Source organism: Janthinobacterium foliorum, assembly GCF_978021625.1.
Genome location: NZ_CDXDQE010000005.1, coordinates 101,533 through 121,251 on the forward strand (window position 1 = coordinate 101,533; position 19,719 = coordinate 121,251).

General features: G+C 57.9%; 19 protein-coding genes. 5 read left to right on the forward strand and 14 right to left on the reverse strand.

What is annotated here, in order from left to right; translation table 11 throughout:
- Positions 1 to 580: 580 nt before the first annotated feature.
- From ACZ92H_RS12755 to ACZ92H_RS12765, 3 genes are read right to left on the reverse strand one after another with little or no spacing between them, the layout of a single operon-like run.
- On the reverse strand, positions 581 to 1,603 hold the full coding sequence (locus ACZ92H_RS12755) for a DUF7146 domain-containing protein (protein WP_465049633.1): 1,023 nt from the start codon (positions 1,601 to 1,603) through the stop codon (positions 581 to 583).
- A complete protein-coding gene (locus ACZ92H_RS12760) occupies positions 1,590 to 1,955 on the reverse strand; it encodes a hypothetical protein (RefSeq protein WP_465049634.1) in 366 nt (121 codons plus the stop codon). The genes ACZ92H_RS12755 and ACZ92H_RS12760 overlap by 14 nt, the downstream gene beginning before the upstream one ends.
- The gene (locus ACZ92H_RS12765; protein WP_465049635.1) at positions 1,948 to 2,568 is read right to left on the reverse strand and encodes a hypothetical protein; all 621 of its coding nucleotides are present in this window, start codon (positions 2,566 to 2,568) and stop codon (positions 1,948 to 1,950) included. Before ACZ92H_RS12765 ends, ACZ92H_RS12760 begins: the two co-directional genes overlap by 8 nt.
- A 585-nt stretch (positions 2,569 to 3,153) precedes the next feature.
- Here ACZ92H_RS12765 and ACZ92H_RS12770 point away from each other — a divergent pair.
- The 3 genes from ACZ92H_RS12770 to ACZ92H_RS12780 all read left to right on the forward strand — a co-directional run bounded on the left by ACZ92H_RS12770 (position 3,154) and on the right by ACZ92H_RS12780 (position 5,131).
- Positions 3,154 to 3,942, forward strand: coding sequence for a hypothetical protein (locus tag ACZ92H_RS12770; protein ID WP_465049636.1), 789 nt, complete (start codon positions 3,154 to 3,156; stop codon positions 3,940 to 3,942).
- 85 nt (positions 3,943 to 4,027) lie between these two features.
- Positions 4,028 to 4,657, forward strand: coding sequence for a hypothetical protein (locus tag ACZ92H_RS12775; RefSeq protein WP_465049637.1), 630 nt, complete (start codon positions 4,028 to 4,030; stop codon positions 4,655 to 4,657).
- A gap of 72 nt (positions 4,658 to 4,729) precedes the next feature.
- Entirely contained in the window at positions 4,730 to 5,131 is a 402-nt protein-coding gene (locus ACZ92H_RS12780; protein ID WP_465049639.1) for a helix-turn-helix transcriptional regulator, read from the forward strand.
- A gap of 4 nt (positions 5,132 to 5,135) precedes the next feature.
- On the opposite strand, the gene ACZ92H_RS12785 is transcribed toward ACZ92H_RS12780, so the two are convergent.
- The 3 genes from ACZ92H_RS12785 to guaB form a co-directional block, all read right to left on the reverse strand.
- Positions 5,136 to 6,332, reverse strand: coding sequence for a tyrosine-type recombinase/integrase (locus tag ACZ92H_RS12785; RefSeq protein WP_465049640.1), 1,197 nt, complete (start codon positions 6,330 to 6,332; stop codon positions 5,136 to 5,138).
- A gap of 425 nt (positions 6,333 to 6,757) precedes the next feature.
- The gene (guaA, locus tag ACZ92H_RS12790; protein ID WP_092804375.1) at positions 6,758 to 8,368 is read right to left on the reverse strand and encodes a glutamine-hydrolyzing GMP synthase; all 1,611 of its coding nucleotides are present in this window, start codon (positions 8,366 to 8,368) and stop codon (positions 6,758 to 6,760) included.
- 175 nt (positions 8,369 to 8,543) lie between these two features.
- Positions 8,544 to 10,004, reverse strand: a complete 1,461-nt coding sequence (guaB, locus tag ACZ92H_RS12795) for an IMP dehydrogenase (RefSeq protein ID WP_465049641.1) — start codon at positions 10,002 to 10,004, stop codon at positions 8,544 to 8,546.
- 288 nt (positions 10,005 to 10,292) lie between these two features.
- Between guaB and ACZ92H_RS12800 the strand changes: the two genes are divergently transcribed.
- Positions 10,293 to 10,592 carry a hypothetical protein gene (locus tag ACZ92H_RS12800; RefSeq protein ID WP_465049642.1) on the forward strand — a complete coding sequence of 100 codons (300 nt, stop codon included), beginning with the start codon at positions 10,293 to 10,295 and terminating at the stop codon, positions 10,590 to 10,592.
- Positions 10,593 to 10,594: 2 nt separating this feature from the next.
- Here the strand turns inward: ACZ92H_RS12800 and ACZ92H_RS12805 are convergent, their stop codons facing one another.
- Both ACZ92H_RS12805 and ACZ92H_RS12810 read right to left on the reverse strand, forming a co-directional pair.
- Complete coding sequence (locus tag ACZ92H_RS12805) at positions 10,595 to 11,230, reverse strand: hypothetical protein (RefSeq protein ID WP_465049643.1); 636 nt, start codon at positions 11,228 to 11,230, stop codon at positions 10,595 to 10,597.
- Between the two features lie 113 nt (positions 11,231 to 11,343).
- Entirely contained in the window at positions 11,344 to 12,027 is a 684-nt protein-coding gene (locus ACZ92H_RS12810) for an SOS response-associated peptidase (protein WP_465049644.1), read from the reverse strand.
- 451 nt (positions 12,028 to 12,478) lie between these two features.
- Between ACZ92H_RS12810 and ACZ92H_RS12815 the strand changes: the two genes are divergently transcribed.
- Complete coding sequence (locus ACZ92H_RS12815) at positions 12,479 to 12,742, forward strand: hypothetical protein (protein ID WP_465049645.1); 264 nt, start codon at positions 12,479 to 12,481, stop codon at positions 12,740 to 12,742.
- Positions 12,743 to 13,427: 685 nt separating this feature from the next.
- Here the strand turns inward: ACZ92H_RS12815 and ACZ92H_RS12820 are convergent.
- The 6 genes from ACZ92H_RS12820 to ACZ92H_RS12845 all read right to left on the reverse strand — a co-directional run bounded on the left by ACZ92H_RS12820 (position 13,428) and on the right by ACZ92H_RS12845 (position 19,714).
- Entirely contained in the window at positions 13,428 to 13,952 is a 525-nt protein-coding gene (locus tag ACZ92H_RS12820; protein ID WP_465049647.1) for a lysis system spanin subunit, read from the reverse strand.
- Positions 13,949 to 14,473, reverse strand: coding sequence for a glycoside hydrolase family 19 protein (locus ACZ92H_RS12825; protein WP_465049648.1), 525 nt, complete (start codon positions 14,471 to 14,473; stop codon positions 13,949 to 13,951). Before ACZ92H_RS12825 ends, ACZ92H_RS12820 begins: the two co-directional genes overlap by 4 nt.
- Positions 14,470 to 14,898, reverse strand: a complete 429-nt coding sequence (locus ACZ92H_RS12830) for a hypothetical protein (protein WP_465049649.1) — start codon at positions 14,896 to 14,898, stop codon at positions 14,470 to 14,472. Before ACZ92H_RS12830 ends, ACZ92H_RS12825 begins: the two co-directional genes overlap by 4 nt.
- 67 nt (positions 14,899 to 14,965) lie before the next feature.
- Positions 14,966 to 16,840, reverse strand: a complete 1,875-nt coding sequence (locus ACZ92H_RS12835; protein WP_465049650.1) for a hypothetical protein — start codon at positions 16,838 to 16,840, stop codon at positions 14,966 to 14,968.
- The gene (locus ACZ92H_RS12840; protein ID WP_465049651.1) at positions 16,840 to 17,670 is read right to left on the reverse strand and encodes a hypothetical protein; all 831 of its coding nucleotides are present in this window, start codon (positions 17,668 to 17,670) and stop codon (positions 16,840 to 16,842) included. Before ACZ92H_RS12840 ends, ACZ92H_RS12835 begins: the two co-directional genes overlap by 1 nt.
- 1 nt (position 17,671) lies before the next feature.
- Positions 17,672 to 19,714, reverse strand: a complete 2,043-nt coding sequence (locus ACZ92H_RS12845) for a hypothetical protein (protein ID WP_465049652.1) — start codon at positions 19,712 to 19,714, stop codon at positions 17,672 to 17,674.
- Positions 19,715 to 19,719: the final 5 nt, after the last annotated feature.

Sequence of the window (19,719 nt, forward strand, 5' to 3'; positions counted from 1 at the left end):
AAACACGTCGCACATTGATAGTGTCGCTTGTCGTGCGATCATATTCCTCGTTGCAGCATGCTCCTCTTTCCGTCCAAGGCAGAGTTTGACGAGTTGATCGTAGGATTGCCTCTTCCATCGTCCCGCCAGTTTGAGCACATTTTGCTCACGTCGATATCAAATACTTGCCGCAGGAGCGAGACAATCGTCAGACTCAGCCGAAATTCCTGTGTGTCAATTGCGGCTAAGCATATCACTCCGATGTAGTCGGCGCGTTGACATCCTCCCCGTCTAAAGGACGGAGATTTCTACGGCGCGGCGCGATGAGTTGCGAAACGCTTCGTTGACATCCTCCCTGCCTAAAGGACAGGGATTTCTACGGCGTGGCGCGATGACTTGCGAAGCGCTTCGGTGGGTTCCTGCTTCGTCTAGCGGCCTGACAGCACCATCTCTCTAAAGGCTAACAAGCTCCCTGTCGGGAACGCATCCCCGCAGGGTCAAGCACGCGGAATGTACTCGATTCCACGTGGGCGCAGCATTGCGCCATCATGCGGCGACCAACCGGCCACCGCGCCAAATTCACTGTTTTGCTCTCCGCACTTCACGCCGCACGACAAGTGCGGTGGGAAATTTTCAGTAACACCTCTGCCCAATCGGCGCCAGCCGACTTCGGCACAAACACCTCGGCCGATCGACCTGCCCGCCGTGCATGGGATTTCAGGTAGCGAGGCGCGAGGCTATAGGCAGCGGCCTGCCCATCAAAAAATGCGTGCGCATCGTTGTCAGCGTAAATTCGCAGGCGTTTGACTGTGTCCGGGATCCACAATTTTTCCAGGTTTCCGGCACTAATCCCTGCCCACACCGGCTGATGCGAACGCTTCATGACCGCCAACGCTGTTTCGATGCCTTCACATACCGCCAATTCCTCGGTGGACGGCGCCAGACGAATGGCAGCGCCACCGATGCCAGCACACAGGAGCTTCTTGACCGCGCATTCGCTGGCTTTCTCGCCATTGCTCAAATAAGTCCGATGCAACGACACCATGTGGCCACTCTTATCCTGCACACAGGCCACCATGGCAGGGTAGCGTCGCACCACAACGGCTTTACCAGTTCGCCCATCGCGCTCGTAATAACCCAACGCAGGATGCAGGCGCAGCGTCGACGGGTAGTGTTCCAGATTCACGCCACGGTTCCGCAGATACCTGTCCACCTCATCTCCGGGCCTCACTGGCACCGTTTCGGCCAAAATCTTCCGAATCAGACCATCGCGTTCGGCAATTGAATCCTGTGAGAGCGAGATCGATGGTCTCGGCGCACTCATACCGAGGTAGCTGTCTACTTTGCCAAGTGCTTCAACAGCACTCAGTCCTAGGCAGCCCATCAACAATTTGAATCCGCCACCGGCGCCGCAGCCACGGCAAACATAGTTGCCGTGGCCAAACTTATCCGTGTACTGAAACCGGTCGGTGCCGCCGCAATCACCCAAGGGGCACGGCTGATTGCGTTGGTTGAGCACTTCCGCATCCACGCCCAGCGCCAGCAAAATTTCTGTCCATCGTCCAAACGCGCGCTGCTTAACCTGCTGAAAATGCGCGTTGAATTCTTCCTTATCTCTGCTCATGTTGCCCTCCCCATGTCGCCCCCCCGAGAAAATCACCTCGGCTCGGGCACGCGACACGGCGTGTAAACAGCCACCCCAGATCCATGGCAAAGCCGACTCGGCCTGACAGCAATTCGTTTAACGTGAGGAATGTCGCCCCCCTCTCCGGCCGGCCTCGCTGTGGATCGACCTGGAAACCGCCCGATACCAAGGACAAGCGAATTGACCGCATTTCTTGACCGAGATAAAAAACACGACCGACCTGCCCCACAACGATCTCGCTTTCCTTGATTCTAAAAATCAACTCGTCGCTATCCAGCACCTGACAGAAGCGAGCGGACGGAAATGCAGTGGTAATAACGGAGTCACGCATGGCGCCCTCCCTTCGTATTTACCTGCCGTCCAGACTTACCGACATGCCCACGCAAGCAATCCTCATCTTTTGCTGCACCCAGCGATGTAAAAAGATCGGATTGATGGAGCTTGATCTGCTCATTCATCCACTGCGGGTTCTTGAATAAATTGTTGGAAATCCAGTCTGGCTTGGCCAGTACCGCCTGACGGACCCACGCTGGATAGTCCTGCAGCGAACTTAGAAACCAGCGGCACAACTGGGAACCAATCCAATCGCGCACTTCCTGCGCATCAATAGCGCCGATGAATGGTAGCTGCGATAGCGGGCTACCACTTACCACCTTCATGCAATTGACGAAGGAAAACGGCTGCGTATCCCGAACCGGATCCGTGAACACCCAACGAACCAGTTCAAACTTCTCATCCAATGGCGTGCGCGGGTCGCTGAGCAGACTTACTTTGCGTAACAGCCACCAGTGCAATGCCACCAACTCCTCTTCTGAAAATTCATTCGCGTCATCATTCGTCTCGCGCGCGGATACTTGGTTCGCAGGTGCGTGCGGCACGCCAGGATGGAAAGAAACGTCCCTATCCTGGGGGACGCGACAATGGTTGATCTGATATCTGCTCATGATTGCCTCGCACAAAAAAGGGACGAGGCAACTCCCTCCCGGGCCGCATCGTCCCAAAGGGGGAAATAGAACATCCGATTGCTACGACGCACCGGAACTTCAATTGACTGGCTTGATACTGTCGGCTGATGCCGTTTCGGCGGGGATGCCAGCTACCGTCCTGAAAACGCATGCAAAGTGTTTTGACGTGACTGCGCGGCACGCATGGCGCGTCAAAACACTCTCGTTACTCAGAAACACGGACGTCGGGCCTGGAAACAGGAGACTGTCCAATCGGTGCTGCGGCGCGCTGGGCGCAATTGAAAGGCTTGCCGGACTATGCAGGGCTAGCTACTGCGATGATGTACTGACTTTAGGCCGCCCTCGCCTGCCTGTCAACACAGGTTCGACGAAAAATGCCATCAGCAAATTGACCTGCGGTGGGAACCGCGGTTGTGTGCGAATCAATGCGGTTATCAGCCGCCCACCCTCGCGAGCGCAGTACCCGCAAATACGCTTCCAAAGCTCCGTGCATTCCTCTTGAATCAGCATGATGGCGAGTACACCATGTCATGTAGCCCCATGGGCATTTTCGAGGATATCATCATGAACCACCCAGCTCCCACCCATTTGATCGTCACGCGTGATCACGGCGAAACCAACAGGAAGTTGCTGGCCAAGGAGGGCCCCGCCGATCTGACGCGTGTCGAATCTGCGAGCCGCAAGGTCAACATCACGCTCGCCAGCCCGGAGGGCAAGCGTTTGTACTTGCGATGCTTCTACGTCTCACAAGCGAATTTCCATTTTATTTCCGTCTTTGGCAGGATGAAACTACCAGCCGAGGATGTCGATCAAGTGGAACAGGAATTGCGCACCATGCTCGACGCGCGCATTGCCTTGGCCAACCAGCGTATCGTCGCTTTCGAGAAACTGTGCCATCAACATGGCATCACCGAACTGGCCAGCTATGACATCGAACCTCTCGCCGTTGAGGCCAAAGTCTTTTCCATGTTCGGCCGGCGATTACTGGAATTGATCAGCAAAGTCGACCAGCTCATGCCCATGCTCGAAACCTTGTGCATTGACGAGGTGCTCTCGACAAGCCAGCTCATCGCCGAAAAATCGCAGATCAAGAAAACCGTACGTGCAGTGACCGCCACCACGCGCGCGCTGTCCCTGGGCCTGCTCAAACGAATCAATGCCCTGCCCGTATCCGAACGCAGCAAATCGACAGCACCGAACAGCCAGGCATCTCCTGCCGAGGGATCCGCCATGCACCCAGCGTACAACGGAGTACCTCAACAATCAGGCGCCCCAGCACCCAATACGCCCCCTGGGAGCGTTTTGAGCGATCCTGCCACGGAGATCAGCGAAGAGGCATCCGCGAGGCCCTGACAGGCCTTACAAGCCTTGCTGCCCGCATCGTGGATAGGAAGACTACAAACCATTCAACGGCATGGAGGATGCCATGTGCATAAAAATGATCCTCAGCAGTAAGCTACCTGTGACCCAGGCATGGTGCATCGCGGCGATGGAAACAGCGTTTGGGCCGGCCTATCGCGTGGTCCCAGGGATCGACTGTATGCCGCCCCTGGACACGCGTCTGATACAAAACGGCATTGCAATGATCGTGATCGAGCAGCTTTCCAGGTTCACCCCAAAGGAAGTCCGGCAAATGATCAAGTGGTGCCATACCCACGGCAAGGCTCTGCTGGTGTGCGGAGCGTTGTCAGAGGAAGTGCGGGAATCCTATGGATTAACCCATTGCATCGAGATTGACATCACTGCCCTACACACGCCGGTCTGTATTCACTGGACTTCCTGCGCCGGTACGCTCCAGCTGTTCGAAGAAATGTTCGTACCTACGCTCAAAACCGTCCAGCGGACCGCCCATCTTCATTGTTCCGGGCTACGCTGCCTGCACCATCGTACTCGAGAGGTAACAGGTACTCGGCGGACACGGGCGCCGCACAAGGGTGCGGAGCGGAGGAAAATTCCTATAGATCATTCCATACCCTCTATTTACTGCAGGGTGAACGCCCCTACGCCACCCGCCACGACAGCCTCCCTCAATTGCCGTGAAATGCCACCAAAATATGCCGGTTTTTAACTTGATGCCCAGGATCAGCGCAGCGACCATGTCCCATGGATCATCCGTCATCGGTCATGGAGACAGTTCATCATGAAATACATTTTCCCTTCGAACCAATCGCCCTTAGTCCCCTCAATGTCTCCAGCCTTCGGTCAACGGACATTGATCGGCGGCCGCAATCGCCAGCGTCAGGCTGCTCAGAGTGCCATCCGATCACCCCGCGCAGCACGTACGCTCACCGAGAGCGACCTCAGGACACCTGGCCGGGTCCTCATTAAACGCCGCCAGCTCTTGCAGAAAGTGCCGCTGTGCGAGCGCACCATCCTAAACCTCGAAAAACGAGGAAAATTTCCCCGGCGCTTTTGTATTACCTCGCGCCTGGTCGCGTGGGATCTCAAGGAAGTGGATGCCTGGATCGCAGAACAGCAAACGGCAGCACGCCTGCCCGGTACTCCGCAGGCACAGCCACTGTCGCGCAGCCCGTCTAAATGATCTTTTAATCTTTCCGCTTTGCCCAGACGTCGATCATGTCTGCCCACTCCTGCAGCATGGTTCGGCGCTGCACCGAATACTCAGCCTTGTTGTACACGGCTCGCACGCCCCTCTGCTCGTGGGCAAGACATTTTTCGATCCAATCGGTGTTGTAGCCGGCTTCGTGCAACAGGGTCGATGCTGTTCGCCGCAAATCGTGCGGCGAAAAATCGGCCAGTTGTTTCCCACAGTCTCGTGCCGTGGCGCAGACTGACACCAGGATGCGATTGAGCGAAGCACCATTCATCGGCACATCAGGGTCATATCGCGATGGCAAAATATAATCGGATGTGCCAGCACAGGTACGCAACGCAACGAACATATCCAACGCCTGGTGCGACAGATAGACATTGTGGGGGTTGCGGCGCTTCATCCGCCTGGCCGGAATAGTCCATAGGGCATCACTAAAGTTGACCTCACTCCATGTTGCGTCCGTCAGTTCGGATTTGCGCACCATGGTGAGCAATAATAATTTGCAAGCCAGACGCAAGGTCGGCGCGCACTGCACGTATTCGATATGTTCGTAGAACAGCGCGATCTCTTCGGCCCCCAACGCGCGGTCGCGCGGCTCAAATACGGCAATGGATGAGGGAGCGACCAGATCAGCAGGGTTGATGATCTGTTGTCCTTGTTGTTCCGCATACTTGAAGACCAGTTTGACGATATCGCGCGCGTGCACGGCCGTCGCAGGGGCGCCACGTGCGAGGATGGTGTCGCACACGGAACGTAGCTCGTTGTGCGTTATTTCATGCAGCAAGAGACTGCCAAATGGGCGCTTCAGATCGCGTTCATACACCGAGCGCCGCATATCCCGCGTCGATTCTGCCATTTTGTACTTGAGCAGCCATTGTTCAGCCCAGGCACCGAACCGGCCACCAGCTGCGGCCTGCGTCCGCACCTGCGCTTTGAGGCGAGCCGGTGACTTTCCTTCTGACAACTCCTTTTTAGCCTCGCTTAGCCGGGCTCTCGCCTCCTGCAGACTCAAACCCGAAGTACCGTACTGGCCGAGTACCAGCGTTTCCTGTCGGCCATGTACGCGGTAATTGTAGCGAAACGACACAGTACCACTTTTAAGCACAAGAGCGTAAAGTCCATCGCGGTCAGGCACCTTATATGCCTTATCGGCAGGCTTAAGATTTTTCAGCTTGGTGTCAGTGAGCATGATCCACCCTTTCGGTACCATCACGTTAGCAACGTCACTTCATAATATCTCACCAAATCAAATACTTATACAAAAAAAACCTATTCACTTAAGGTGAAATCGAGGGCAAATCGGGGGGAGTAAAAGGGATTTGATACCATCAGCGTGACATCTCTTCACCAAAGAAAAAATATCTTTTACAATCAGTCACTTAGATCAAAAAATACCATCAAAATACCATCTATCGCGACCTGTGCCCATGATGGTACGAGTACCCCTCTGGCAAATGCACGCTTGCGATACCATGAAAACTACCATCAAAAAAAACCGCTTGGCGCTGCCATATGATGCTTGCGTTTGCCAGACAAAATAAAAAAAGCCCCTGAAAAATCAGGGGCTTAGCTGTTTCATTGACCCGGCGTTACCTTACGGTGCCGGACGGGAGATTATTCCCATTCGATGGTCGCAGGCGGCTTGCCCGAGATATCGTAGACCACGCGGTTGATGCCGCGCACTTCATTGATGATGCGGTTCGAGACCTTGCCCAGCAGGCTGTGCGGCAGGTGCGCCCAATGGGCCGTCATGAAGTCCTGCGTCTGCACGGCGCGCAGGGCCACCACGTATTCGTAGGTGCGGCCATCGCCCATCACGCCCACCGACTTGACTGGCAGGAAGACGGCGAATGCCTGGCTGGTCGCTTCGTACCAGTTTGCCGGCAGCGCGTCCGGGTCGACGGCCTGGCCGGCAACGAATTCGTACGGCGTGTTGCGCAGCTCTTCGATGAAGATGGCGTCGGCGCGGCGCAGCAGGTCGGCGAATTCCTTCTTGACTTCGCCAAGGATACGCACACCCAGGCCCGGACCCGGGAACGGGTGACGGTAAACCATGTCATGCGGCAAGCCCAGGGCCACGCCCAGTTTGCGCACTTCATCCTTGAACAGTTCGCGCAGCGGTTCCAGCAGCTTGAGCTTCATGGTGTCCGGCAAGCCGCCCACGTTGTGGTGGCTCTTGATGGTCTGACCTTTCTTGCCCTTGCCGGCCGATTCGATCACGTCCGGGTAGATCGTGCCTTGCGCCAGCCACTTCGCGTTCACCAGCTTGCCCGACTCGACCTGGAAGACTTCGACGAATTCGCGGCCGATGATCTTGCGCTTTTGCTCCGGATCGGCGACGCCGGCCAGGTGGCCCATGAACTGGTCTTCCGCGTCGATGCGGATGACTTTCACGCCCAGGTTCTTGGCAAACATGTCCATCACCATCTTGCCCTCGTCCAGGCGCAGCAGGCCGTGATCGACGAAGACGCAGGTCAGCTGGTCGCCGATGGCGCGGTGGATCAGGGCTGCGGCCACGGACGAATCGACGCCGCCGGACAGGCCCAGGATGACTTCGTCCGTGCCCACTTGCGCGCGGATCTTTTCCACCGCTTCGCTGATGTAGTCCGGCATGTTCCAGTCCGACTTGCAGCCGCAGATTTCATGCACGAAACGGCCGATGATGGCCTTGCCCTGCACCGTGTGGGTCACTTCCGGGTGGAACTGCACGCCGTAGAACTGGCGCTCTTCGTCGGCCATGGCGGCGATCGGGCAGCTCGGGGTGTTGCCCATCAGCTTGAAGCCTGGCGGCATTTCCAGCACCTTGTCGCCGTGACTCATCCATACCTTCAGCATGCCGTGGCCTTCGTCGGTGACGAAGTCGGCAATACCGTTGAGCAGCTTGGTGTGGCTGCGGGCGCGCACTTCGGCGTAGCCGAATTCGCGCACCAGGCCGTTTTCCACCTTGCCGCCCAGCTGGGCCGCCATGGTTTGCATGCCGTAGCAGATGCCCAGCACGGGTACGCCCAGCTCGAACACGGCTTGCGGCGCGCGCGGCGAATCGCCATCCAGGGTCGAATTATGGCTGCCCGACAGGATCACGCCGGCGGCGCCATAGTTGCGCACGAATTCGTCGCTGACGTCATACGGGAAGACTTCGGAAAACACGCCGGAATCGCGCACGCGGCGGGCGATCAACTGGGTGACTTGGGAACCGAAATCGAGAATGAGGATTTTAGAATGCATGATGGGGACTTTATCTGGGGTCATTACAAAACCGGCGCACTGGGCGCCGGTCTGGTGTGTCGCTACCACAATAGCGTAGCTGGAAAACTGTTCAGGGCAAGGCGCAGTGCCGAAGACAGTACGAATAGTACGGCGAGGCACTGGAACGCAGCCATGGACAGTTTCTCCAGTACGCTTACTCGGAACGGTAGTTTGGCGCTTCTTTCGTGATCTGCACATCATGGACATGCGACTCGCGCATGCCGGCCGAGGTGATTTCCACGAATTCCGCTTTCTCGCGCAGTTCGTCGATGGTGGCGCAACCGCAGTAACCCATCGATTGACGCACGCCGCCCACCAGCTGGAAGATGATCGCCAGCACGCTGCCCTTGTAGGCGACGCGGCCTTCGATACCTTCAGGCACGAACTTGTCGGCTTTCATGGTGGCGTCCTGGAAATAACGGTCTGCCGAACCATCGGACATGGCGCCCAGCGAACCCATGCCGCGGTAGGACTTGTAGCTGCGACCCTGGTACAGGATCACTTCGCCCGGCGCTTCTTCCGTACCGGCAAACATGGAGCCCATCATCACGGTCGAGGCGCCAGCGGCCAGTGCCTTGGAAATGTCGCCCGAGAAGCGGATGCCGCCGTCGGCGATGCATGGCACGCCCGTGCCTTCCAGCGCTTCGGCCACATTCGAGATGGCCGTAATTTGCGGCACGCCCACACCGGCGACGATACGCGTGGTGCAAATCGAGCCAGGACCGATGCCGACCTTGACCGCATCGGCGCCGTATTCGACCAGCGCCTTGGCGGCGGCAGCGGTAGCAATATTGCCGCCGATGACTTCCACTTGCGGGTACTTGGTCTTGATCCACTTGACGCGGTCCAGGATGCCTTGCGAGTGGCCGTGGGCTGTATCGACCACCAGCACGTCGACGCCGGCAGCGACCAGCAGGTCGATGCGCTCTTCATCCTTGGCGCCCACGCCGACGGCGGCGCCGACCAGCAGTTTGCCCTGGCTGTCTTTCGACGCGAACGGGTGGGAAGTCGACTTCTGGATATCCTTGACCGTGATCAGGCCGCGCAGTTCAAAGGCGTCATTGACGACCAGCACGCGCTCGAGGCGGTGCTTGTTCATCAGGCGCTTGGCTTCGGCCGTGTCGGCGTCTTCGTTGACGATCACGAGTTTTTCGCGCGGGGTCATCTTGGCGGAGGCTTCCGCGTCGAGTTCCTGTTCAAAGCGCAAGTCGCGGTTGGTAATGATGCCGACCACTTCCTTGCCCTTGACGACAGGGAAACCGCTGATGCCGTATTGTTCCGTCAAGGCGATCACGTCGCGGATTTTCATGTCCGGCGGAATGGTGATCGGGTCGCGCAGCACGCCGGCTTCGAAACGCTTCACGCGGGCCACTTCACGTGCCTGGTCTTTCGGATTCAAATTCTTGTGAATGATACCGATGCCGCCTTCCTGGGCCATCGCGATCGCGAGGCGGGCTTCCGTCACCGTATCCATGGCTGCGGACAGCAAAGGAATATTCAGGGTGATGTTGCGGGTCAGGCGAGTTTTGAGGGACGTATCGGCGGGCAGAACGTTGGAGTAGGCTGGGACGAGCAGCACGTCATCGAATGTGAGTGCTTTTTGAAGTAGACGCATAGCATTTCCTATTGGCGCAAAAGCAGATTATACAGAAATTCTTGATTCCTGTCTTAAACATTCGCAAACCACTGTAGACATAGTGGGAATGCCGTTTTGGCTCTTCCTTAAAAGTCTGGAAAAGTCTGGAAATGTCTACGTTTTCGCCCAAATTTCGCCCTGAGATTTGCCGGTTATAACGACATTCCAGGCCTTGCCTGACGCCGCGTAAGGTGCAGGCGGCGGACGTCCAACATACTGGAAAGGACCACCCATCCTGTAAGCATAACGCTAAACGCAAAGATTACAATGAAGCACGCGCTGGCTACTCTCATCTTGCCCGCACTATCCAGCTGCACTGCCGGCAACATTGCCGAACACCGCGGCGACGAACTGATAGGCCTGGACAGCTTCGCCCTCGCCGCCCGCTTCGGCACACACGCCAGTTACGTGCACCAGGGCGAGTACCTGCAGTTGAACTATGGCAGCGCGGCGGCCGGATGCAAAGTCACCTTTCTAGTCGACCAGCAGCAGCGCGTTGCAGGCTGGGCGTTATCGGGCAATCATTGCATGAAAGGTGGTATAGGCCTAAAAGACGTGCTAGAGTAACTTTATCGCAGCATGCGCCCCTCGCTCTTCGTCAGCTCGCGTTCTTTCAGGTCGATGCCGACCAGCCACCCGCCGCGCTGCAGCTGCTCCGGACAGCTCTCGAAACTCGAGCGCAACTGCAGGCCGCCCAGCTCGAACGACTCTTCCGACATCCACTCGATATAACAGTCAATCAGGCGGCCCTCCGGAAATGTGGAAATCTGATGGCCGCGCAGCTCAGCGCACGTGGCGTGGCGCTGAAGCACATTTGAGTACTCGTCAGCTACCGCCAGCAGCCCGGGCGAGCCACCGCTCTCACGCGCAAGCTTTTTCGGTAGCGCCACTCCGGATCGATACAGTTCCCTGGCACGGAATCCGATAGCGTTTTCAGGTACGTACAGCTTGCACACCCAAGTTTGGGCGACCTCGCGGGTGTGGCCAGACTCATCCCTCGTTGCCTCAATGCCGCTGAGCACCATATTCCATCCTTGAACCCGCACCAGTTTGGGCTTGGTCAGCTGCGCCAGAATCCGCGGCGCACCTATCGTCTGCAGGCGTGCCACTTTTGAAGGACGCCGATTCCCCTCCAGCGTTACGTCGACCACCAACAGTTCGAGCAGTATGACGCCTTCTACTACCGGGGCAAGGGCTGCCAGCACCGCCCCATCCACTCGCCGCCTTGATGCCCAAACTTTCATCATTCACCACAAAAATACTGTACAAAAACACAGTATATTGCCAGACAAGGGAAACCAGAAGGCGAAATTTGTAACTAGAAGAGGCCGCCCTGCTCCGCTGGCGCGACCGGCGCCGGCACTTTCGCCCTCGTTCTCGGTTGCATAGGGTCGGGCTGCGCGACAAGCAGTTCAGCTGGATACTGCCGATAAGCGTCCTCCTCGGACGCCAGCGAGCCGTCCAGCCAGCGTTGATACTGGTCAGGGTCCAGGATCATCACCATTCGCTTTTCATCATGAGGCTTGTGGAAGCGCTGCATTAGCGGGAGCCCATCGGCGTTGATCGTCAGCATCGAGAACGACAGCAGCTGATCCGCCGGGCGGTACTCCCATATCCCGGCAATGGCCACCGGACCGCCGTCGGCACGCTCGATACGCCAGCGCACAGGCTTACCGGTTTCAAAACTAAATTCGAAGAAATTAGCGGCCGGGATGATACAAAACTGCCTACGCATCCAGGTGTTGCGGAAAGATGGTTCGCTCTCTATCGTTTCCACGCGTGCATTGTAAGTCTGTAGAGCGAAACTGCGGTCTGCCCATGGGGGAACAATACCGAACAGTGACCGCGCTATTTCTAGGCCACCTGGGCAGTTATGGGACTCGCGCAGGATGGGCGCCATGGACCCTGGCCATACCTCTGGCGGTATGTCCAGTTGGGGAGATCGAATGCCGAAAAGGTCTTCGATCTGCTCTTTACTGCCGGGAGTATAGTCAGCAAACATGTAATTACTGCAATACATTTTCCCTACCCGCAATAATTTTTATATATAAATGAAGGCGACTGGTGCGTATCTTGAAGTTACACATTCCTTCAAGATCAATTGCAGCGCCAAGATCAGCAAGTCCAGCGCTTGCGCGGAAGGCGAGCTAACTCATATCATTGGCAGCAGGCCAAGCAAGCAGCTCGCAACCTTCTGCTGTAGCAGGTAACGTCAAATGTGCCCCCCAATATGAAAGTGAAGTCAGCTTTCCAAGGGATCGTGAGCATACCGGATTCGCCTCCTTGAGCTCTTTGTCGAGCGTCATTTCTATCGTGAGCGCGGCCGACCACAGGTGGCGTTCGCTCTTCGTGTTCGATTGAAATATATTCTACTGCTGCTTGTGAACTGCCTATACTGAAAACAGCCTCTTTGTTAGAGCTAGATTTTAAATGGAGGGTTTTTTAGGAAATCGATGGACACCTCGTACATACATCTTTACCACGGCTATAGCTATCAGATTCTTTCCCGCATAGTCTCTTCTGGCGAGCACCAAGGCATCATCATCATGCTGGCATACGGCGAAAATACTTACACCCCATCCGTAGAAATTACTACAGCAACCACGTTCAAAAAGCATACAGCGGCAAAAATAGAAGCCTCTGCACTGGCCTATGAACTTATAAACAAGCGGGCGATAGATGTGTTACTTCCCGCCGACATCAAGGCAAACGCTTAGTCCCGGAGGCCTAGGAGCGCTGTGTCAAGGAGGGGCCTCCTTGACCAGCGGCTCGAGCGTAAACATCGCATTTTTACCTCTACTATAGGAAAAGCAAAGTGTGCGCCCCCATTTGAGCTACGAACTACCTTCTCTCTATAGTACTATCCTAGGTGACTAACGGCCGCACCTAGCGCTCCAAGTACTGACTGCCTTCGTTTGTCCTCAGACAGGTGGCGTTCGTTTATTCTCCAAGTTCCTTTCATCAAATCACCTTACCGTCCAAATACCTAGTTGCTTGTGAAACAAATCAGCCTATAATTCAAGCTTCTCCTACAAGAATGTGGCGATTAGCGTTCCAATGAGCAACTTCCTCGAGTCGCCTCAAGTACATAATTTACTTGACTACGGGTATCATCTAGCCGCCTATAAGACTGCAACTGACGAATTTCGAGGCGTATTTCTGGTCACGTCCTATAAGAACATCGCATACGTACCAGTCGTTGAAATTCCAACACCTACAACATTTAAGACAGAGCGCGGCGCAAGAATCGAAGCGTCGGCTTTGGCGTACCAGCTCATGCACACAGGTGTAATAAGTTCGCTTGTTCCGCCCAGCGAGGAGTCTTACAAGCTAACCAAGCTCTAGACTGACTTACAAGATGATAGCGTTCTGTGTTCGGTTTTTGAGTCCGGCCACTACCGCTCACCGGTCCAAACCGTTGTTACGTACAAAAGCCTGACATGCGCGCCCTGTCGCTGCAACTTCCTCGGTACGCAAAATCAAGGCTTGAATATCTCGCGCCACCGCGTCAGGAAGTAGCCCGCCGGAGGGATCGGCTGCAGCGCCTCCTTCGGCGCCACTGCGACTGGCCGGGGCGGCAGGTCCACCACTTGCACAGAAGGCGGGCTTGCGCATGCGCTCAGCAGCAGCAAGACGAGCGCGCACATCGTTGATTTCGTCATCGTAGACTTTCGTGATGGCTGCCGCTTTGGCAGCCTGTTGTCGGGCTTGGGCTAGGTTCTCGGCTGCGCGCTGCGCCACCGCCTTCGTTTCGACTACCGCGCGGGCTTTCTTGTCGGCGTCCGACAGCGCGTGCACCGCCGCCCTACCCTGGGCATTACCCAGCGCGCGCTGGTACAGCATGCCGGCGCCGGCCACCACGCACACCAACAATCCGCCATACAGCCAGCCGGGCACCTTGTCCGCCAGCCTGAGCAGCGTGCTCACGCCAGCACCCGTTTGGCCACAGCGAACAGCGCAAGGCGCTCGGCCAGGCCATTTGTGCCGCCGTTGACACGCCGGGACACCTTCACCTGGTCGCCAGCATCAGCCAAGGCGTTGATTCCGCGCGCCTGCCAGAACCAACCGGCCGAGCGGCAAGCATTCACCGTTTGCTCCAACAGCTCTGGCTTGGCCAGCAGGTCCAGGCCCAGCGCGATACCACAGGCCGCGTAGTTGGCGCGACCTGTCACCTGCAGCAGGCCACGGCCCTTGAAGCGCACACCGTCGCCCGCGCGCACGTTGCCCAGGTCCGTGCGCCCTTCGTACGCCTGGCCGCTGGCCAGCTCGCGCACATACACCAAGCTCCCGGACTCGTGCCCAACTTGAGCCAGGAACGAAGCCTGGCGCGCGGGCGTCGTGATGCCGAATTCCACCATGGCCGCATTCAGCGGCGCCAGGAACGTGGCCGCGCGCGGGCGCGAATTGGGCAGGATGGCCAGCAGCTGGCCCAGCGTGACGGCGCTCACTGGCCACCTCGCACGTCCCGCACGATAGCGGCAGCGTCGTGAACCAGCTCGCCGATGTCCTTGTCGCGGCGCTTGTCGAGCCAGCGCACCGTGGCGCCCAGTACCCACCAGGCGGGCAAGCCGGCCGCCACCATCAGCGGCGCGGCGATGAACAGGAAGCCCAGTGCCGGGTCGCTGCCGTAAAGTACGGCGACAGCGCGCGCGCTATCGAACAGGCCCGGCATCCAGTTCCGCACGACCACGACCAGGGCCGGGCCCATCAAGGCGGAAAAGAGAATGGTGACGAAGAAGCGCACGCCCGCTTCCTTGGCAGTTTTTGGCCACATGAACATGAATCCCAATGAGGTTGCGGCAGCGCCGGCCAGGACCGGGATACCAAAAATTTTGATCAGTGCGCCGCCGGCGGCGGTTGTTTCGATGGCCATGTAATGCCTTTCAGGTGGGGGAAATGAAAAAACCCGCCGAAGCGGGTTTGTGGTGAATGCTGTTTTGCTACACGACCTTGACCATCACATAAGCCCTGCCGTCGGGTTCAATCGAGATCACGCGGCCAACGGCCTGCAGGTACTGCAAATGGGAAAGATCAGCCTGGCGGATGGCAATCCCCTTGATGCCGGCACCATCCTGGACCGGCACGATGTAATCGCCCGGCTGGGCGCCCAGCACATTGACCGGCACGCGACCGGCGATGGCGATGCGGTCGACCTTCTGGCGCTCAACTTCGAGCGCGGCGTCGAAGACATCCATATTGGCGTTGTCTTGGATTACGGCGGCATGCCAGGACGCGATCGCAACGTTGTAGTCCGCCATTTTGGCTGCCCACTCTTCGTCTGTATCGCCTCGCTTGAGCCCCACCTCGATATGCTCGGTGGGGTTGCTTCCAGGCACAGATTCCTCGCCCATTTCGTCAGAGATGCGAACTGGCTTCACCGGTTCCGCACCAGCCTTAGCAGAGGGGCGAGGGCCAATGTCTTTCGACCAGGTGTCACCGCCGACAAATGAAGGATCAGTGGACTTGATGGCGAACATGACAGCGTCAGCCCAAACATCAGTCACCTGATTTTTGTTATTGATGCCGATGATCTGCCCGGCAGTAACGGAGGCACACGAGGGACATTTCCAAAAATACTCCGCCATGTCGCTGCCTTGGCCGGTAATGGTGCCCCCTGCAGCAATACTGCGACCAGTTACGCTATTCTTGCCAACATACAGCACAGACGTAGGTGCAGCCCACGAGAAAGTACCATCCGAAGCCAAAACACCAACACTAGGCGCAGTAGCCCCGTCTATACCAATATATAAAATCTCTTCACTCTGAGCAGTACCTCGGGAAATATGGTGACGTAGAGATGTGTCAGAAGAGCCTGCTTTAAGCGCAGGAATGTAGACCGCACCTGTACCCGTCACTGAAAACAGCGGCGCTGTCAGGTTATTCGATCCCAGGTCGAGGGCGTTCAGCGTCAACTTGTACCCTTGCGTGAAGGGGCTGCCTGCCGCGCCTACAGACGTGAACCAGTTGAAGCAGCCTGCGTAGCTGACGCCGGCGTTAGCCGAGATGCCCATGCACAGGACGGAGGCCGACGAGCTCGCTGTCATGGAATTCTCCTTCCATGCCCCGTACAGCGCAGAAGTTGCCACCGTCGCCCGGGCATCCGCAGAACGGACTTCTACTACAGTGTCAAAGCTAGTGCCAGTCGACGCTCCAGCTTGGGCGCCCATACCGCAGGAACGCGGAGAGGCATAGCCTGCTGTACTCGGAAGCGCGGCGCTATTCCATACAAGAGTGCCAGAAGCGCTGCTCACTTCTGCGGGAGTCGCGTAGGTGACAGTCTGCAGGCCAAGCATATTGAATGCTGCTTGAGCGAAACTGCCCGCAGCGAAGAACAGATAGACCGAGATTCTCCCGTCAGTTTCCTGATACGCTAGAAAACGAGAGTCAGAAGGAATCCAGCGGCTAGAAGACCAATCTACGCTGACGCCACCACCGTCATCGACACGACTACCGATGACAATAGTCATGGCAGTTAAAGTGGCAGCGCCCCAGCCGCCCAGCACAGCATCAATACGCAACGAGGCGAATGTACTGCCCCCTGTCGCAGCCATAGTAGCAATCTTATACAGGCGCTGCCCTTGACCGCCCTGCAGAAAGGAGTAGCCAAACTTATTGGTGGTGTGCACTCCAAGAGGCCAGGTCGTGACGATCGGTATGCTGGGGTCAAGCCACTTCGGGTCCATGTAGCCGTTTGGCCCACCCAAAGGTGACATGCCGACCTTGGGAGCGTACGATGCCACCACGGCACCACGTCCTGCCAGTTCATTCAGCCGGCGAATCACGTTTTTCTGGCCATAGTAAAAAAAATCACCCATTACAGTTCCTCGATGTCGATGTTGGTGGCATATGCCTGGTAATACGGCGTGGTGATGGCGGCGTTGGATGCCAGGCGCCCATACACTTGGTGCGCCTGCTCCAGCTGACCGTCTTCATCGTCTGGATACAGGCTGACCAGCAGCGGCCGCGACAGGCCGTTGCCGCGCACGATGCGCCACACTTCGGCCCGATCCAGCGGTGTCATGTTGTCGAGGGCCAGCGACAGCTTGCGGTACATTGCGCCACGCGCCACTGTCTGGCCGCCGGCGCCGTCCCTGTTCAGGGTGCTGGTGTCGACCGAAGTGACGCCTGCACCATACGAGGCGTTCACTTCCGGACTCCAGTAGGGACCCGTTACCAGGCGTGCCGCCTCGATGTAGCCGGCGGGGTTGTCCGGATCGTCCAGTTCGATGATCAGCTTTTTGACGTCGACCATCTGGAACCAGCAGCGCGCATAGGTGCCACCGCCATAGCTGAAGGCATTCACACCCAGCGGCAACGCGCCCCAGTCCCACATGCCCACGCTGGCGTACTCGCAGGCCGGCACGGCACCCGTATCGAAGTCGGGCACGTTATCGTCTGGCTCAACATAACCACGCACACGGATCGTTGCCGTCGGCGTCAGGTTGCAAAATGGCAGGGCCACGCAGCCGACGATTTCGTACGTTGGCCAGATTGCCGTAATCGTCAACGCCAGCCCGATCGAGCGCAGCACGTCGTGCTTGCCCTCCCGCTGCAGGTTGACCGGCCCCAGCGCGCCGGCCTGGCTCGATGCCGCCAGCACTGCCCGATCAGCAGCGTTGTCGTAAATGATGCGTAGATTTGGCATTTTATTCCGTTGTCACTATCGTCAATCGTTGATCGTACGAGCCGCCCGTGTCCATATCGATCGGCGCACCGATCTTGCGTTTCAACGTGAACTCCTGATAGGTAATGGCCGCAGCGAGCCGGTAGGTGCGCGGTAGCGTGCTTTTCACAGGGTCAAGGAAGGTGAACGCACCATTGAGCGAAATCGTGCCGCTCGACAGATCCTCGAACGAGTTATAGTTATCGAACGATATGCTTCCGCCCAAATAGAACGTGTGGACCGCAGTCTCGGCACCGTTATCGCCCAGCTTCCGGAACAATGTAAAGGCACATCCGGTAGCGCCCGCCCCGGCACTAAAATTGTAGTTATGGGAAGTCTGTGTGGAGTACATGTTCACACTGCCGACCACTGTGATGGCGCCGCCGTTGCTGCCGAACGGGCCGGTGATGACGCTTTGAGCGGCCCCGAACGTCGGGTTTGTAACTGCGGTCTTTAGCGTGCCGGCAGACAGGGAACCGCCAAAATAGCCTGCGCCCGACCGTTTCAGGTAAAAAATGGCATTCGTGTCGTTTTTTGTGCCGGCGCCAGCCCACATGGCATATACCGGATCATCAGGCCCCATTTCAACGCGAAAACCGGAACCGACACCCGAAACAACGTTGCCAGAAAAATTGGCCTTGCCCCCGGCAATCGTAAATCCTGGCGCCGATATGGCACCGTCCGCAGTAACAGCCAAATACTGTGCACCGGGCGCGCCGCCGTTGTAGTCGCCCATCAGCAAACCCACAGCGCTCAAGTGAAAACCCTTGCCGCCTCCGGTACCCATCGGCCAGCTATAGGAAGGGGTAGGATAACCAGGCCCGCCATAAATCACGGAACTACCGATCGTGCCAGCCGTCACATCACCGAGAATAGCTTTGATAGCGGAGAGCTTGTCGGCATTCAGCGCCTTGGCCGCCACTGTGCCGTCAACCAGCAAGTTGCCATTCAGCACCGTGCCCAGTTCGAGCCAGGCGCCATCAACATAGAATTTCGTTACCGCATGCGTGGCGTCGTACAGCGTGACCACGTCGCGGTTGATCGGCGCGCCATAACCTGCACGGCCCAGCTCGTACACGGCCGAGGCATCCGACCAGGTCGAATAGCCGGGCGCCGTGACTGTGACCGTGCCGCGCTGGCCGGCGGCGCCGTCGGCAGCCAGGCGCGTCGCGGCCGCCCATTCACCTGGGGCAATATCGTCGGTGGCGCCACGCGATGCGGCCGTGGCGGCCGACGTGAACAGGTAGGTACCGCCTGCCGTCGGCACCTGCGCCGACCAGCCATTGTTCAGGCCAGCCAGCGCGCCGCTGGCAAACGTAAAGGTGCACGCGGCCGACGGCAGCGCCGGCGCAATGCTGGTCGCGCCGCGCTGGTAGATGCGCACGGCCGCCACGTTCAGGCCGTCTGCACCATCCTTGGCCAACTGCACGGCAGCAGACCACTCATTGGCAGCGATCTCGTCGGCAGCGTTGCGGGAGCTGGCGGCGGCCACGCGCACATACAGCGGCGCCGTGCCGGCCGGAATATTTTTCGACCAGCCATTGGCCAGGTCATTGCCGGCCGGCGTCGTGATGGCCGCCGTGGCAAACGTGAAGATCACGTCGCCAGGAGAATCCGTGGGCACGGCGGCAGCGCGCTTGTAGGCGAAGGCTTGGCCCGTATTCAGCCCGGCCAGCCCGCTATTGCCAGCGGCGCCATCAAAGACCTTGCTGATCACGTAGTTGGCAATGTAGTCGACGCCGAATTCGCGGATACGCGCCTGCACCAGAGCGGTGTCGGTGGTCATCGAGGCAAAATCGACGGTGGCCACGTTGCCGTCGATGCGCAACGCGGTGCCAGCCGACACCGAAAAGACGATGTCGCCCACGACATTCACCGGCGTGGCCGTGATGGCGATCGATGCGGGCGCGCCGGCGCCAGCGCTGTTCACATGAAACACAGGCGTGCTGGCCGCCATCAAGATTGCCTTGCCGTCCGCCACGGTACTGAAGCGTTCCGCCGTTGCCTGCAGCAGTTTATCGCGCATGCCTC

Bases quoted from the DNA above. Each gene is read 5' to 3' on its own strand.
- ACZ92H_RS12840 (WP_465049651.1), bottom strand. From the start codon at position 17,670: ATGCCAAATCTACGCATCATTTACGACAACGCTGCTGATCGGGCAGTG.
- ACZ92H_RS12835 (WP_465049650.1), bottom strand. From the start codon at position 16,840: ATGGGTGATTTTTTTTACTATGGCCAGAAAAACGTGATTCGCCGGCTG.
- ACZ92H_RS12800 (WP_465049642.1), top strand. From the start codon at position 10,293: ATGAAGCACGCGCTGGCTACTCTCATCTTGCCCGCACTATCCAGCTGC.
- ACZ92H_RS12780 (WP_465049639.1), top strand. From the start codon at position 4,730: ATGAAATACATTTTCCCTTCGAACCAATCGCCCTTAGTCCCCTCAATG.
- guaA (WP_092804375.1), bottom strand. From the start codon at position 8,368: ATGCATTCTAAAATCCTCATTCTCGATTTCGGTTCCCAAGTCACCCAG.
- ACZ92H_RS12815 (WP_465049645.1), top strand. From the start codon at position 12,479: ATGGACACCTCGTACATACATCTTTACCACGGCTATAGCTATCAGATT.
- ACZ92H_RS12760 (WP_465049634.1), bottom strand. From the start codon at position 1,955: ATGCGTGACTCCGTTATTACCACTGCATTTCCGTCCGCTCGCTTCTGT.
- ACZ92H_RS12830 (WP_465049649.1), bottom strand. From the start codon at position 14,898: ATGGCCATCGAAACAACCGCCGCCGGCGGCGCACTGATCAAAATTTTT.
- guaB (WP_465049641.1), bottom strand. From the start codon at position 10,004: ATGCGTCTACTTCAAAAAGCACTCACATTCGATGACGTGCTGCTCGTC.
- ACZ92H_RS12845 (WP_465049652.1), bottom strand. From the start codon at position 19,714: ATGCGCGATAAACTGCTGCAGGCAACGGCGGAACGCTTCAGTACCGTG.
- ACZ92H_RS12770 (WP_465049636.1), top strand. From the start codon at position 3,154: ATGAACCACCCAGCTCCCACCCATTTGATCGTCACGCGTGATCACGGC.
- ACZ92H_RS12810 (WP_465049644.1), bottom strand. From the start codon at position 12,027: ATGTTTGCTGACTATACTCCCGGCAGTAAAGAGCAGATCGAAGACCTT.
- ACZ92H_RS12785 (WP_465049640.1), bottom strand. From the start codon at position 6,332: ATGCTCACTGACACCAAGCTGAAAAATCTTAAGCCTGCCGATAAGGCA.
- ACZ92H_RS12765 (WP_465049635.1), bottom strand. From the start codon at position 2,568: ATGAGCAGATATCAGATCAACCATTGTCGCGTCCCCCAGGATAGGGAC.
- ACZ92H_RS12775 (WP_465049637.1), top strand. From the start codon at position 4,028: ATGATCCTCAGCAGTAAGCTACCTGTGACCCAGGCATGGTGCATCGCG.
- ACZ92H_RS12755 (WP_465049633.1), bottom strand. From the start codon at position 1,603: ATGAGCAGAGATAAGGAAGAATTCAACGCGCATTTTCAGCAGGTTAAG.